Consider the following 14,924-nt stretch of genomic DNA (forward strand, 5'->3'; position numbering starts at 1 on the left):
CATTTTGTTAACAGGATGAAACCTACTTTTGGTCTCAGAAATATAAAAATAAAGAAGATGAAAAAGACGTTTTTATTATTAGTAATTGCAATCGTTGGAGTGAGTACTTCATCAAATGCACAGGAGTATTGGAATTTTGGAGTTAAAGGTGGAGTGAATTTCACGAACATGACTTCAGACGGATTCGAGGATAATAAGAGCAGAACCGGTTTCCATCTGGGTGTTTTAGCCGAGATCCCGGTAAGCGATCGTTTTTCGGTACAACCAGAGGTGCTATATTCTACCCAGGGAACCGAGGATGAAAGATCTAATTTCACCAATGAGTATAAACTGGATTATATTCAGGTACCTCTTATCGCGAAATTTTACTTGATCGATGGATTGGCCCTTGAAGCGGGACCATCTTTTAACTTTCTGGTAAATGAAGAGTATAAATTCGATAATGGTGCTCTGGATCTTGAAGCAGACTCTGAATTGGCTAGTACCTTTGAATTTGCAGGAGCATTTGGTGCTTCCTATAAATTCAATAACGGGTTCTTCGTAAACGGAAGATATGTACAGGGATTTACCGATGCCTTTGATAGCGACAGTTTTGATGATGATGCTATCAATAATAACGGATTTCAACTAGGAGTTGGTTTCCAGTTCTAGAAATCCATAATACCTATGAAAAGGAAAAGCGAAGACGTGTTCTTCGCTTTTTTTATTCCTGCTTCTAAAGCAAACGGAATATTACATATTATAAAGTTAATACAGCAGAGTGTAACTAATGATTTTAAGATTTTTTTGGTTCATTGCATGGTTTTATTGTAAACAACTGTAAATCAATAAACTAAAATTTATATATTTACTTAACAACTAAAAATCTTAATTATGAAAAAAGCGATTTTTTTCTTGGCGTTTATGATGCTAAGTTCAGGATTAATAGCGCAAAAACATTGGACATTTGGATTAAACGGGGGTATTCCGATAGGCGATGTTGAGGATACTCATACTTTTCATGCAAGTGCTGATGTAGCTTATAGAATTGATATCATAAATCTTCTGGATATTGGGGGGATGATAGGGTATTCACGCTATTTTGGCGACTCGATCACCGAAGGAGCTATCGATATAGATTATGATGATCTGCAATTTCTCCCCATCGCAGCTAATGGCAGGCTTAGAATACTGGCCATTTTATTCGCGGGAACAGATATTGGTTATGCCATTGGTATTAGCGATGATAATGATGGAGGCTTTTATATACGGCCCCAGGTAGGGATAAATCTTGGTATTGCTAATGTACTGGCCTCTTATGAAAATATTTCTGTAGATGGAGGCAATGTTTCTTCTATAAACGCAGGATTGGAATTAAAGTTCTAAGATTACTTACCTGAAGTTTTATAAAGCGAAGATTAAATCTTCGCTTTTTTTATGCCTGCACGTTAAGTACTAAAAATTTCAGCAATAATGTCAAATACATTATGTTTGCTGGCAAATCGACAAATTTACTTTCATGTTCAAAAGATTATTCTTTACTAGTCTATTTATGATCCTATCTTATTACGCCCATGCGCAACAATTTTCTTACGGTCCTAAAATAGGTTTGAGTCTCTCTACAATAAGTGCCGAAGACAACGGGACCTTTACCAGCCGCGTAGGGTTTACTGCAGGTTTAATGGCCGAGATCAAATTATCGGAAAAATTTTCGTTACAGCCAGAGGCACTTTACTCCATGCAGGGTGCTAAAGCATCGAATGATTATTTTATTTATGATAATGGGCTGGAATTTGAAAATGTGATCGTTAAATTAGATTACATAAATTTTCCCATCCTTGCAGAATATTATATCACACCAAAGTTAAGTGCGCAATTCGGACCACAGTTAAGCTTACTGGTGAATTCAAAACTGGAACTTGATTTTACTTATGAGGGGGGTACCCAGTTTCGATCAAACAGTATCGATGAGCAAATAAGGGATATGGACTTCGGTCTGTCTGGAGGATTCGAATATATTCTAGACAATGGGATATTATTTAATTTAAGATACAATCTAGGTCTTAGAGATTTTGTTTTAGCTGCAGATGGAGGATTGCAGGGAGATAATAAAAATAACGTAATCCAATTATCTGTAGGCTATAAGTTTTAAATAGATATTTAAACAAACATCAAGGTTTACCTATTCGCTTTTTATATAAGCGTATGAGTTAAATTTTAAATCAGAAAGCGGGAGAATTCCCGATTTTTTATATCTAAAAGTTAGTTGTAAGATTTTTTTTACAATTTAAACTTTCCTTTATATTTACCGCTCATTTCATATAAATTCATCTAATTATGTTTAAAAAACAAATTCTAATTGCGGCATTCGCAATTTTATCTATTTCTGCATTCGCACAGGAAACTACTTTTGGAGTTAAGGCCGGTGTCAATTTTTCATCGATTGGTGGAGATGATACTGAAGAAATCGATGGAAGAACTGGATTTCATGTTGGAGGTTTAGCCGAAATCATGTTTACAGATCAATTCGGTATTCAGCCAGAATTGCTGTATTCAATGCAAGGTGCAACAAGTGAAGATACTCCAGCCGGTATTAGTATCAAGGAAGAACTAAAACTTGACTACCTTACGTTACCTGTACTTGCAAAGTATAAATTCGCTCCTGGGTGGAATCTACACCTTGGTCCTCAAATTGGTTTTTTATTAAATGCAAAGAATGAATCTGAGGTTTTTTATGAGGGAGAAACGGAATCTGAATCAGAAGATTTAAAAGACTATGTGTCCAGTATTGATTTTGGATTATCAGGAGGCTTTGGTTATGAGTTGGATATGGGCGTTTTTTTTGATGCAAGATACTATCTCGGTTTATCAGATATCAACGATGATAATGAAGAATTAGATTCGGATTATAGTGTTCACAATAACGTAATCCAATTATCTGTAGGCTATAAGTTTTAGATAGACCTTTAATTAAACATCAACATTTAACTATTCGCATTTTATATAAGCAAATAGTTCAAATTCTAAATCAGAAAGCGGGTGAAATTCCCGTTTTTTTCATTCAGCTTTTTCATGTTTTTTAATCATAACCGTTAATTTAATTTAAAATAATAAGCTGAAAAACAGATTGTTTTATACCTTAACTAAAAACAGGGTATATGAGATTTAAGCTCACTCTTCTTCTTTTTATTTCTGCAGTTGCAATTGGGTTTTCCCAGGAAACAGAATTTAATAATAGCATCCTGTATGCACATGGTAAATTTTTGAAATATGATGGCTCTACTCTTCGGTTCACAAAAGAGATGCTGCCTAAAGATGAGTTAAAAATAAATGGTGAATATGATCTTGATAACATAATCCCGGGATTATTTCTGCGACCGGAGTCCATTACTTTTGATTCACCAATTTTACAGGCTTACGGTGCAGGTTATACCTTAAAATATTATATCGGCGAGTCAGATGCTTATGTTATTGGTGGAATGTAATCTACCATGTACACAGATTTCAGCGGAGCAAGATCATTCGAGTTTGGACTGAATGCAGGCCTTGGTTATGATCTAACTAAGAGCACACAAATAGAGGGAAGAACATTCCAGACCCTGAATAATTATTCTACAGATAATGCTTTTCAACCTGTACAATTAACTCCAATGCAACCAATAAGTTTAGGCTTTAAAACCAAAATCTAGATTATCATTTCTATATAATTTCCGCTTAATATTTTCAATTTGCTACTTTTACAATATGAAGCTACTAATATTAAACGGCCCAAATCTTAATCTCCTTGGTACTCGTGAACCGGAGAAATACGGTAATCGAAGTTTTGAAGATCACTTTTCAGACCTGCAATTCAAATTCAGGAATGTGGAATTGTCCTATGATCAAACCAATATAGAAGGGGAATTGATAGATAAGATACAGAATGCCCGAGAGGATTTTGATGGTATCATTTTGAATGCTGCGGCATATACTCATACTTCTGTTGGTATAGGGGACGCGGTTGCCGCGATAGATATTCCGGTAGTAGAGGTTCATATCTCCAATACTTTTTCCAGGGAAGACTTCAGGCACAAATCCTATATTTCGCCGAATGCCAAGGGAATTATTGTTGGTTTTGGCTTACAAAGCTATGACCTGGCAATACAGAGTTTTTTAAAGGATAAGGATGAATAAAGCATATCTCAACTGGAGTAGTGGTAAAGATTCTGCGCTGGCTCTTTATTATGCAGGCAGGCAAAATGAATTCAGAGTAGAGAAATTGCTTACCACTATAAATAAAGATCTAGAAAGGGTCACCATGCATGGAGTTCGAAATGAACTTCTTTTTAAGCAGGCTGAAAATTTAGGATTACCCTTACAAGTTGCTGAATTAAGTGCCGAAACCAGTATGGAGGATTATAACCTTAAAATGAAAGAGGCTACAAATGCTTTGATCGCCGAAGGATATACCCATAGTGTGTTCGGAGATATCTTTCTTGAAGACCTCAAAAAATACCGTGAAGAGCAACTCGATGCAGTAGGTATCAAAGCTGTGTTTCCTTTATGGAAGAAGGACACAAAAAAATTGATCACTGATTTTATTGATCTTGGTTTCAAGGCCATCGTGGTCTGTACCAATTCAAAATACCTGGATGATTCTTTCTGTGGAAGGATCATTGATCATAATTTTGTTAAAGACTTACCTGAAAATGTAGATCCCTGTGGTGAGAATGGCGAATTTCACACATTTGTTTTTGACGGACCAGTATTTAAAGCTCCGGTTAAATTCGAAGTAGGAGAGAAGGTGAACAGGTCTTATCAGTCTTCCAAGAATGCCGATGATAATTGCTTTCAGGATGATGCCGGTTCCTGGGATACCGAATTCTGTTTTTGCGATCTCCTTCCGGAGTAACATGCTATATTTCAATTAAATACACTATAATTTTTCATAAAAAATAAATCTATCTTGTTGATAATTAATATTTTAGATGGTGTAATCATCTAAATATTAATCGATATGAAAAAGATTCTATTACTGGCATTACTAATAAGCTGCAACCTGCATGTATTATCCCAGGTTTCTTCTGATGAAGTGGAATATATTCAGTCCATTTTTGGTATGGAGAAAAGAGCGGCTATAGAAGAAATGATTAGCCTGGATGCTAACTCAGAAACATTCTGGAAACTGTATGACGAATATGAGGTAGAGAGAAAGGACCTTGGAAAAAAAAGAATTGCTCTCCTGGAGAAATATGCTAATAATTATGAAAGCATGAGTGGAGAAGATGTAGATGATCTTATTTCTGAGTCTATGGATCTTTCAATGAAAACAGATAAGCTAATCAATAAATATTACAAAAAGCTAAAAAATGAAGCCGGCACAGTGCCCGCTGCACAATTCTATCAGATCGAGCATTATTTACTCAGTGAAATTAGAGCAGCCATCCTTGGAGAAATGGATCTAATTGAGGCGGTAAAGCAGTGATAGGAATAACACGACAAGTAAAAAAATCCTGAAGTGAAGATTTCAGGATTTTAATTTTTTACAATGTCTTATAGTCTTATAAGTGGATCACTTCGTCGTAAGCCGCAGCAACAGCTTCCATCACAGCCTCACTCATAGTTGGGTGAGGGTGAACAGCTTTAAGTACTTCATGACCTGTAGTCTCTAATTTTCTACCAAGAACCGCTTCTGCAATCATATCGGTAACTCCGGCACCAATCATATGGCAACCTAGCCACTCACCGTATTTGGCGTCGAAGATCACTTTCACGAAACCGTCAGATTTTCCGGCAGCCTTCGCTTTTCCAGATGCAGAGAATGGGAATTTTCCAACCTTAAGTTCGTAACCTGCTTCCTTAGCTTGCTTTTCAGTCATACCAACAGATGCGATCTCTGGAGTTGCATAGGTACATCCAGGGATATTACCATAATCTAATGGCTGAACATCCATTCCCTTGATCTTTTCAACACAAAGGATCCCTTCAGCTGAAGCAACGTGAGCCAGGGCAGGACCATGAACCACGTCACCAATTGCGTATATACCAGAAACATTGGTCTGGTAAAAGTCGTTTACAACAATCTTATCTTTTTCAGTCTTAATATTAAGATCTTCAAGACCAATATTCTCAATATTCGTTTTAATACCTACTGCGGAAAGAACAATATCAGCTTCCAGTTTTTCTTCACCTTTTTTGGTCTTTACCGTCGCAATAACTTTTCCATTTTTCTTTTCAACACTTTCTACGGAAGAATTGGTCATTACCTTAATACCGGCTTTTTTGATGCTTCTTTCAAATTGTTTTGAAACCTCTTCATCCTCTAGCGGCACCACATTCGGTAGAAATTCCACTACGGTTACATCTGTACCCATAGCATTATAGAAGTGAGCAAACTCAACTCCAATCGCTCCTGAACCAACCACGATCATAGATTTTGGTTGCTTTTCAAGGGTCATCGCTTCACGGTAACCGATCACGGTTTTACCATCCTGTTTCAGGTTTGGCAATTCTCTAGAACGCGCTCCGGTAGCGATAATGATATTATCTGCCTGGTATTCTGTTTTCTTATCTTTTGAATCTGTAACTTCTACTTTCTTTCCAGATTTCAATTTTCCGAATCCTTCCAGAACATCGATCTTGTTCTTTTTCATCAGGAATTGAACACCCTTACTCATTCCGTTAGCTACATCACGACTTCTCTTGACTACAGCTCCAAAATCTTTGTCTGCTTTTTCAAGCTTTAAGCCATAGTCTTCAGCATGTTTCAGGTAATCAAAAACCTCGGCACTTTTTAAAAGTGCTTTGGTTGGGATACATCCCCAGTTAAGGCAAACACCTCCAAGGCTTTCCTTTTCTACAATAGCGGTTTTAAAACCTAATTGTGAAGCGCGGATCGCGGTTACATAACCTCCCGGGCCACTACCTAAAACTATAATATCATATTTACTCATATTCGGAATATTTTGAATCTGTTATAGAGTTTGCGAATTTAAGGAATTAAACCCTAAACTGAAAGTGCCAGGGATGGGATATAATCAATAAAAAAGCCCTTCATAAAAATGATGGGCTTTTCAATAAATGTTATAAAGGTTTACTTATTTGATCTTACTCGAAAGATAAATTAAATCTGTCTTTTACCTGGTTGAAATTTGAGAAATCTACGTCTGCATTTGCCTCAAAAGTAGCTGATGGTAAGACAACGATCCTGAAAGTCTGGTCATCTGTAAATTGAGTGCTTAGTCCGCTAAGGTCAAAGTTTCCATCAATGATAATTTCAACATCTGCTACGGTATGATTATACACATACTGGATAGTACCTTCTTCTAAAAAGAAGTTCTGTGGAATAAGGCTCCATGAATCAACGGTTCCTCCACCTTCAGCATCTAGTAGCTCCAAACGATAAACAAGAACGGCATCAGATTCAGGTTCAAAGGTATCTACCTCTGCAGGAATATCGATTAATTGTGAATAGTAATTCACATCAGATAAATATTCAAGATCTATGGTACGTTCAAAAGTATATCCCAATCCATCCAAACCATCTTCACCTGGAGGTCCCTGTGGTCCCTGAGGCCCTGGATCTCCATCTGAACATGCAACAAAGAAAAGGCTGGTCAATACTATAAGTGATAAAAATTTTTTCATGTCTAATCGGTTTAAGTTATTTATTAAATTCTATACTGGCGGAATTCACGCAGTAGCGCTGACCAGTCTCTGTAGGACCATCATCAAAAACGTGGCCAAGATGACTTCCGCAAGTGGCACAAAGGATTTCTGTACGTATCATTCCAAATGTGCGGTCCTGGATATATTCTACTTTACCCTCTATGGCGTCATCAAAACTGGGCCATCCACAGCCACTTTCAAATTTTGAATTGCTTTCAAAAAGCTTCTCGCCACAAGCGGCACATTTATATTCCCCTTTATCGAAATGAAGATTGTACTTTCCAGTATGCGGAGCTTCAGTACCTTTTTCTCTAAGTACTCTATATTGCTCCGGGGAAAGTTCTTTCTTCCATTCCTCTTCGGTCTTTTCTATTTTATATTTTTTCATCTTATTCTGAATCTGGTTTAAAGTCCATAGCGACACCATTGATACAATGACGCTTTCCGGTAGTTTCTCTTGGACCATCATTAAATACGTGACCTAAGTGCCCTCCGCATCTCGCACAGTGAACTTCGTCCCTTTGATAACCAAGTTTGGTATCGCTTCCATAACCTACAGCTCCATCAATTGCTCTGTCGAAACTGGGCCAGCCGGTTCCACTTTCAAATTTATGTTTGGTTTTGTAAAGTTCATTCCCGCAGGCTGCACATACGAAAGTACCAGGTTCCTCGATATCCAATAGGTCGCTGGTAAAAGCTCTTTCGGTAGCTGCATTTCTTAAAACTGCAAATTCTTGCTGAGTAAGTTCTTTTTTCCACTCGGCCTCAGATTTCGAAATTTCATATTTTTTTGAAGATTTTTCATCTGAATTTTTCTGGGCATTTCCGTTGCAACTTATTAGGAAAGAAGCGAGCAGGCTAAATATTAGTATCTTTTTCATGGCAATCTTTTTCATAAAAATACAAAGATTGTGCCGCGATAAAAGTTGTTATTTTGTTAATTACTTTTTGATTCCCTAAAATACGACGATGCCCTAGTCCAGAGGTGATCATTAACTTACTGTTCTCCAGTTCTTCATGGATCTCGTAAGCTGAATTAACTTTAACATCCACGTCATTTTCATCGTGTATCACCAGCGTTGGAACCTTTACATATTTAGCAGATTCGCCACCGGAGAGGATGTCCATATCTTCATTGAACCTTTCGTCCAGGTAGGCCTTCATTTTTTTAGCCACCTTATCGTTCATTTTCATGGTTTCTGCAAAATGGCGGGTGATCTCTGAAATTTTATTCGCTGTACCTATTATAACCAGCTTATCTGTTTTTAGTCCCTGTCTTATTGCTCTTAATGAAGACATACCTCCCAGGGAATGCCCAATAACAGCATCAAACGGACCGTAATTCTCATCCATATAATGTATGGCCTTAATAAAGAATGGCATCATACTCATTTTTCCTTCAAGTTTTCCATGGGCCGGGGCATCGAAGCTCACGCACTTATAGCCTTCTTCCTGTAGTGCTTCTGCGATCTTTGCAAGTTGAGTACCACGACCACTCCAGCCATGAGCCAAAAGCACTTTTTTATCGCCCTCCCCATATTCATAGGTTCTTATTTCCCTATTCATGGACGGCACCAGAACAGTTTTCTGAATAGAGTTTTTGTCCATTTCTTTTTCCCTTGCCGGCAATTTGTATCTGAAGGGACTCAAAAATAATTTAGCTGCAAATCTACTTGCTAAAAATGGTGAAATTTTAGTCAGTATTCTGGCAATTACCAATATATAGGATGGGATAAGTAGCCTTTGTACCGGTGTGTTATCCTTCTTTTTTTTAGTCATATTTTAAGATTCCTTCAATTAATTATAAAAACAATAACATAATCACTAATTGTCTTGTGAAGCCTTGTTAACACTGCAAATATCAATAATGGTATTGTTTTTGAAACTGTAATTATTGTTAAATCATACTTAAACCATCACAGGCCATATAACGGCTTTTGTACTTTTAAGCACCTAAAAACCAAAAATCATGAAATTTAAAAATACCTTTTTATGGTTAAGCGTACTACTATTAGTAGTATCGTGTAAAACTAATCCGTTTACCGGAGAAAGCAACCTTAATTTTGTTTCTAACGATCAGCTTTTCCCAGCTTCCTTTGAACAATATAATCAGTTTCTGGATGAGGCAGATGTAGTAAGAGGGACCGAAGAAGCAAGGATGGTACAAAATCTAGGTCAGGATATTGTAAATGCAGCAGAAAGATATCTTAATGCTAATGGTTACCAGGGTTTTATGAATGATTTTAGATGGGAGTTCAACCTGGTACAGGATGATCAAGCCAATGCATTTGCCATGCCTGGCGGAAAAGTGGTTATATATACCGGTATCCTTGATGAGGCTCAAAATAAAAACGGTTTAGCCACGGTAATGGCTCACGAGATCGCCCATGCCCTGGCAGATCACGGGGCTCAAAGAATGAGTGCGGCCCAATTACAACAATTAGGGGCTGTTGCAGGAGCTGTTGCGGTGAGTGGTGAAAGCCAAAGTACTCAACAAATATTTGCACAGGCATATGGTCTAGGTACCACCGTTGGGGTAATGCTGCCATTTAGCAGAAGTCATGAGGCTGAAGCAGATAGGATTGGTCTAACCTTAATGGCAATTGCCGGGTACGATCCCAGAGAAGCTCCAGAGCTTTGGCAAAGAATGCAGGCTAATAGTAGTGGACAGGCTCCACCGGAGTTCTTAAGTACTCACCCGTCTACCCAGTCTAGAATTAACAATTTGACACAGTGGGCTCCTGAAGCTATCGAAGAAGCGCGTAAATATGGAGTTACCAGTTTTAAATAAGATAATCTAAAAATAAAAATGAAAAGCCACCAGTTTCGGTGGCTTTTTCTATTTTTAGTGCATGAAGCAACTACCAAAAGGAAGTAAAAAGCTTATTCATGCCTGGGCTTTTTATGATTGGGCCAACTCTGTCTATAGTCTGGTTATCTCTTCGGCGATATTTCCAATTTTTTATGGGGCTCTTACAATCGTTAAAGACAGTGATGGGAATAAATTAAACGATACCGTGAGATTTCTGGGGTTAGATTTCAATAATGACTCCCTTATAAGTTATGTAACCGCTGCAGCGTTTCTGGTGGTTAGTTTCCTGAGCCCTTTCTTATCTGGCATTGCAGATTATATTGGTAACAAAAAGAATTTTTTAAAGTTCTTTTGTAATCTCGGTGCTATTTCCTGTATCGGGTTATTCTGGTTCGATCTTGATTCCCTTTGGTTTGGTTTATTGTGTTATTTCCTCGCTCTTATAGGGTTTTGGTCCAGCCTAGTTTTCTATAATTCCTACTTACCAGATATAGCTTTCCCTGAACAACAGGATAAAGCCAGTGCTAAGGGATTTTCTCTGGGGTACATTGGTAGTGTTATTCTCCTGGTTCTTTGCCTTATAATGATACTGAAATTCGAGTGGTTCGGCTTTGAAGATGAAGGCCTGCCTACAAGGTTGTCTTTTGTGCTTACAGGAATCTGGTGGATAGGCTTCAGTCAGTATACCTATTACTATCTACCTAAAGGAAATAAGAAAGCAACATTAACACGTCATGTATTATTAAATGGTTTCAGGGAATTGAATGGGATCTGGAAATCCATAAAACATAATAAATCTCTGAAACGATATTTACTAGCATTTTTCGTGTATAGCATGGCCGTGCAAACCATTATGCTCATCGCGACTTATTTCGGGATCGAGGAACTTGAATGGGGAGATCAGGACCCTACAACCGGGTTAATTGTAAGTATATTATTGATCCAGCTGGTAGCTGTGGCAGGCGCCACTTTAACTTCCAGGCTGGCAATAAAATATGGTGACATTAGGATTCTTATTTTTATAAACCTAATCTGGATCTCTATTTGTGGGTATGCATATTTCATTACCACTCCCTTACAATTCTATGTTGCGGCAGCTTCGGTTGGCCTTGTAATGGGGGGTATACAGTCCCTTTCAAGATCTACCTATTCTAAGATGCTACCAGAGAATGCCCTGGATACCGCAAGTTATTTCAGTTTTTATGATGTATCTGAAAAAATTGGAATTGTAATAGGGATGTCTTTGTATGGTTTAGTGGCTCAGCATACTGGAAGCGTTAGAAATGCGATCCTCTTCCTGGTTGTCTTTTTTATAGCAGGGGTAATTCTTCTTATGCGAGTGCCAAAGCGAATAGTTAAAGCATAAAAAAACCTGCCGAGCGGCAGGTTTTAAAATTCAATTGGATTTTTCTATTAATGGGAAGAAATACTTCCTGATCCATGGGTGTTGAAATCCTCTTTTTCCGGATTTCCTTTGTAAACTATATCTCCAGACCCAGAAACTGAAGCTTTCAGGGAATTCGAGGCATAGACCATAATATCTCCAGAACCGGAAACCCTGGCTTCTACATTTTCAGCCGTTAATTCATAGGCATCAAAATCACCACTTCCTGTGACCATACATTCAAAATTCTGACTACTACCTTTAAGTTTTACATCTCCAGATCCGGTAATTTTCCCTTCAACGTTTTTTACGGCCAGTTCTAATTTCATATCTCCTGAACCGGTCACCTGGAGCTGAAGAGCATCACCTTTGATAACATCCTGAGTCCAGATATCTCCCGAACCTGTTACAGAAATATTATCAAGCTCTTCAAAAGGCACAGTAATAAGGATTTCTTTCTTTGGAGAAAGATTATAACCATCCTCGGTGGAAATTTTCAGAGTTCCATTATTTACTTCTGTAACTATGTATTCCTGTAGGTTGCTTTCCGCTTCAACCTTTATGTTGCCTTCATTACCGGCTACCAGTCTTACATTCATTGAGCCTACAAGCTTAATTTCGTCATAAGAATCTGTAGACCTTGTATCGGTCACCATATCTCCGTTTCCTTTTACTTTTTTACCATTCCATTGAGCATTAACACAGGATAATGATAAGAGACAAATACCGAATAATAAAAATACTTTTTTCATGATTTTGGTTGTTTTACGTTTTTTGATGATTAATTTTTATTGAATTTTACACTACCGTAACTGGTACTGATATTTACCTGAGCTCCGCTTCCTGAACCGTAGTTTCCAGAGGCAGAATTACCGGTATTTTTATTTTCTTTCTTCTTTACATTTAGCCCGTCTAATCCACTAATAGAACCATAGGAAGTGTTCACGTCAAAATTGAAATTCATTTCCCTATCGTATCCTAGGTTGACACCGGCATAGTCTGTATCGATATTTATGTTTTTAGCTCCTTTGATCACTTTTTCTATAGATAGCGATCCATAATCCAGATTTATATCTGCAGAGGTAAAGATCCTGTTGATCCTGGTGGTAAGGTAATCGCCATTTCCAATAAGCACTTTTACCTTATCAATTTCAACATTCCCGTAATCGCAATTGAATTCCACCTTAGATGCTTTTCCAATTTTAGATTTAGAGTAATCTGCCGTAATAATCAGGTGCTCTGCCTCCATGATCTCATAATCTGAATAATCTGCATTTATGGTCGCATTGGTAACGTAGTCTATCTTACTGTTACGTGTATAGTCAAAAGTAAAGGCATTGGAGTTTCCTCGTAACTCCCCAAGATCCAGTTTTCCGTAGTCACAATTGATGTTGGTATTTCCCGTAGTTTTATCTATATAGATTCCTCCATAGTCATTGCTGATACCAAGGTTATTTCCTTCAGGTGCTCTAACCACATAGTTTACCTCCATATTCACATTGTTTGAACCGTCAAAAATCTGTTTCCACCATGATTTTTCATTTTTAGAAAAATGGGTTTTAACGGAAACTCCCGAAGAATTCTGGTTAAATTCAACATTGATTTCTTCAAGTTTCTTCATGACCACTTCTTCGTCGTTTCCGTTGGTTTTTATGGTTACCTCGATTACAACACGGTTCTGGTCCCAGGTAGTAATATCGATATTTCCGTAACTGTTGTCGATATTCAGATTTGAACTGGCACTCACCTTGAATTCCTTTTTGATCTTTTTTTCCTTGGTGTGCTTGCCTGTAAGTTCAGTGACCTCTGTATAGTCCTTTCCTTCAAAAGATTCTAAATGAGGAAGGCCAGGGGCCAGCACTACTAAGAATAAGATACTAGATAATATTGTTTTCATGATTCTGGTTCTTTAGTTTTTTTATGTTTTCAATTTGGGTCAAAACGTTGTTTAAAAGATCTATTCTTTGCTGGAAATTCTGGATCATGGCATAGATAACCCTGTTATCCTTACCGCTCTTTACAAGATCTTCTTTCAGGCTCTCGTAATTTTTCTCCAGTTTTTCCATTTGTATAAGGGCATCATTAATAATGGCTTCGGTTTCAGGAGACTTTTCAGCGTTCAAAGCATTTAATTCCTTCCTGATGACACTGGTATAAAACTCCTGGGTCTGTTTCATTTCAGGAGAGATACTGGCCAGGTCTGAATTATTAGCAGTGCTGTTAGGTATCACAAATTCTCCGAGAAGGAAAAAAGCTAATAGAAAGCTAGCCGCGATTCCCATGACCGGACCCCATAAACTGCGTACTTTACCTTTCTTCTTAGGAGCCTCAAATCGATTATCCAACTTTTTAAAAAAGCGTTCTTTATGGCCGGTATGTGGCTCTTCGATATCGAAGTTCAGGTCCTCAAAAAGGCTGTCAAAGTCATTATTTTTCATGATCCTCTAATTTTTTTCTTAAGCTTTCTTTTGCCCTGGAAATCATCGTTCGGCAATTGGCATAAGAAATATTCATTATTTCACAGATTTCTTCATAGTCGTATCCTTCAATAAGATGCAAAGTCAAACCAAGCCTGTAATTCTCTTTAAGAGACTTGATCTTATTCAGGATCAAACGAACTTTTTTATTGTTTTTATCATCGTCATCCAAAGCAACACCACCACTATCCGCTTCATTTTTTAACTCATCATTGTAGCTAACTTCTCCCAGTTTAGCGATTTTGTTATATGCAGTGATGCTTTCGTTCACTACAATTCGCTTTAACCAGGCCCCGAAGGTGGAAGTTTCCTTAAAACTGTCGATCTTAGTGAAGGCACTTAAAAAAGCTTCCTGCATAATATCTTCAGCTTCCGCCGAATGACCAGTTATACGATAAGCGGTGTTATACATCGCTTTGTAGTAACGATCATAAATTTCCATTTGAGCGCGCTGGTCGCCTAGACGACAACGCTCTACCAGGTCTTTAATATGTGTGATGGTTGGTGTCAATTAAAACTTGGTTTCTGTAATAAAGATGGAGTTATAATTCATTTGTTACACTTTTGAAATAAAAATTTTCAGGAAAGCGTGGCATAAGAATTGAATAATTGAATTAGAAAATCT

20 protein-coding genes are annotated in these 14,924 nt (G+C 37.6%); 11 read left to right on the forward strand and 9 right to left on the reverse strand.

The genetic code is table 11. The annotated features are described in order from the left end of the window. Positions 1-57 precede the first annotated feature (57 nt). From G3I01_RS12180 to G3I01_RS12220, 9 genes are all read left to right on the forward strand, one after another. Positions 58-651 (forward strand): porin family protein, encoded by a 594-nt coding sequence (locus G3I01_RS12180; RefSeq protein ID WP_219548238.1) that lies wholly within the window; start codon positions 58-60, stop codon positions 649-651. 222 nt (positions 652-873) lie between these two features. After that, positions 874-1,365 (forward strand): hypothetical protein, encoded by a 492-nt coding sequence (locus G3I01_RS12185; protein ID WP_219548240.1) that lies wholly within the window; start codon positions 874-876, stop codon positions 1,363-1,365. A 133-nt stretch (positions 1,366-1,498) separates the two neighbouring features. Continuing rightward, on the forward strand, positions 1,499-2,131 hold the full coding sequence (locus G3I01_RS12190) for a porin family protein (protein ID WP_219548242.1): 633 nt from the start codon (positions 1,499-1,501) through the stop codon (positions 2,129-2,131). A 185-nt stretch (positions 2,132-2,316) separates the two neighbouring features. Then, a complete protein-coding gene (locus tag G3I01_RS12195) occupies positions 2,317-2,937 on the forward strand; it encodes a porin family protein (RefSeq protein WP_219548244.1) in 621 nt (206 codons plus the stop codon). A 200-nt stretch (positions 2,938-3,137) separates the two neighbouring features. Continuing rightward, positions 3,138-3,464 (forward strand): hypothetical protein, encoded by a 327-nt coding sequence (locus G3I01_RS12200; RefSeq protein ID WP_219548246.1) that lies wholly within the window; start codon positions 3,138-3,140, stop codon positions 3,462-3,464. 6 nt (positions 3,465-3,470) lie between these two features. Beyond that, entirely contained in the window at positions 3,471-3,668 is a 198-nt protein-coding gene (locus G3I01_RS12205; protein ID WP_219548248.1) for a hypothetical protein, read from the forward strand. Between the two features lie 55 nt (positions 3,669-3,723). Then, positions 3,724-4,152, forward strand: a complete 429-nt coding sequence (gene aroQ, locus G3I01_RS12210) for a type II 3-dehydroquinate dehydratase (protein WP_219548250.1) — start codon at positions 3,724-3,726, stop codon at positions 4,150-4,152. Further along, positions 4,145-4,870, forward strand: a complete 726-nt coding sequence (locus G3I01_RS12215) for a diphthine--ammonia ligase (protein ID WP_219548252.1) — start codon at positions 4,145-4,147, stop codon at positions 4,868-4,870. The genes aroQ and G3I01_RS12215 overlap by 8 nt, the downstream gene beginning before the upstream one ends. A 105-nt stretch (positions 4,871-4,975) precedes the next feature. Further along, the gene (locus G3I01_RS12220; RefSeq protein ID WP_219548258.1) at positions 4,976-5,443 is read left to right on the forward strand and encodes a hypothetical protein; all 468 of its coding nucleotides are present in this window, start codon (positions 4,976-4,978) and stop codon (positions 5,441-5,443) included. Between the two features lie 76 nt (positions 5,444-5,519). On the opposite strand, the gene lpdA is transcribed toward G3I01_RS12220, so the two are convergent. The 5 genes from lpdA to G3I01_RS12245 form a co-directional block, all read right to left on the reverse strand. After that, a complete protein-coding gene (lpdA, locus tag G3I01_RS12225; protein ID WP_219548260.1) occupies positions 5,520-6,911 on the reverse strand; it encodes a dihydrolipoyl dehydrogenase in 1,392 nt (463 codons plus the stop codon). A 154-nt stretch (positions 6,912-7,065) separates the two neighbouring features. Next, positions 7,066-7,605 (reverse strand): hypothetical protein, encoded by a 540-nt coding sequence (locus tag G3I01_RS12230; RefSeq protein WP_219548262.1) that lies wholly within the window; start codon positions 7,603-7,605, stop codon positions 7,066-7,068. Positions 7,606-7,621: 16 nt separating this feature from the next. Further along, positions 7,622-8,014 (reverse strand): peptide-methionine (R)-S-oxide reductase MsrB, encoded by a 393-nt coding sequence (gene msrB / locus G3I01_RS12235; protein ID WP_219548264.1) that lies wholly within the window; start codon positions 8,012-8,014, stop codon positions 7,622-7,624. Position 8,015: 1 nt separating this feature from the next. Beyond that, on the reverse strand, positions 8,016-8,507 hold the full coding sequence (gene msrB / locus G3I01_RS12240) for a peptide-methionine (R)-S-oxide reductase MsrB (protein ID WP_219548266.1): 492 nt from the start codon (positions 8,505-8,507) through the stop codon (positions 8,016-8,018). Then, positions 8,485-9,405, reverse strand: coding sequence for an alpha/beta hydrolase (locus tag G3I01_RS12245; RefSeq protein ID WP_219548268.1), 921 nt, complete (start codon positions 9,403-9,405; stop codon positions 8,485-8,487). The genes msrB (G3I01_RS12240) and G3I01_RS12245 overlap by 23 nt, the downstream gene beginning before the upstream one ends. A 190-nt stretch (positions 9,406-9,595) precedes the next feature. Between G3I01_RS12245 and G3I01_RS12250 the strand changes: the two genes are divergently transcribed. Then, complete coding sequence (locus G3I01_RS12250; protein ID WP_219548270.1) at positions 9,596-10,417, forward strand: M48 family metallopeptidase; 822 nt, start codon at positions 9,596-9,598, stop codon at positions 10,415-10,417. Positions 10,418-10,478: 61 nt separating this feature from the next. Next, the gene (locus G3I01_RS12255; RefSeq protein ID WP_219548272.1) at positions 10,479-11,804 is read left to right on the forward strand and encodes an MFS transporter; all 1,326 of its coding nucleotides are present in this window, start codon (positions 10,479-10,481) and stop codon (positions 11,802-11,804) included. 47 nt (positions 11,805-11,851) lie between these two features. Here G3I01_RS12255 and G3I01_RS12260 read toward each other — a convergent pair whose 3' ends face one another. Genes G3I01_RS12260 through G3I01_RS12275 form a run of 4 tightly spaced genes read right to left on the reverse strand, consistent with a single transcriptional unit; the run spans position 11,852 to position 14,810 of the window. Beyond that, entirely contained in the window at positions 11,852-12,574 is a 723-nt protein-coding gene (locus tag G3I01_RS12260) for a head GIN domain-containing protein (RefSeq protein ID WP_219548273.1), read from the reverse strand. Positions 12,575-12,603: 29 nt separating this feature from the next. Beyond that, positions 12,604-13,719 (reverse strand): DUF4097 domain-containing protein, encoded by a 1,116-nt coding sequence (locus G3I01_RS12265; RefSeq protein WP_219548274.1) that lies wholly within the window; start codon positions 13,717-13,719, stop codon positions 12,604-12,606. Beyond that, the gene (locus tag G3I01_RS12270; protein ID WP_219548276.1) at positions 13,700-14,260 is read right to left on the reverse strand and encodes a DUF4179 domain-containing protein; all 561 of its coding nucleotides are present in this window, start codon (positions 14,258-14,260) and stop codon (positions 13,700-13,702) included. The genes G3I01_RS12265 and G3I01_RS12270 overlap by 20 nt, the downstream gene beginning before the upstream one ends. Next, a complete protein-coding gene (locus tag G3I01_RS12275) occupies positions 14,250-14,810 on the reverse strand; it encodes an RNA polymerase sigma factor (RefSeq protein WP_219548278.1) in 561 nt (186 codons plus the stop codon). Before G3I01_RS12275 ends, G3I01_RS12270 begins: the two co-directional genes overlap by 11 nt. Positions 14,811-14,924 lie beyond the last annotated feature (114 nt).

This window comes from Gramella sp. MT6 (genome assembly GCF_019357415.1).
GTDB lineage: Bacteria > Bacteroidota > Bacteroidia > Flavobacteriales > Flavobacteriaceae > Christiangramia.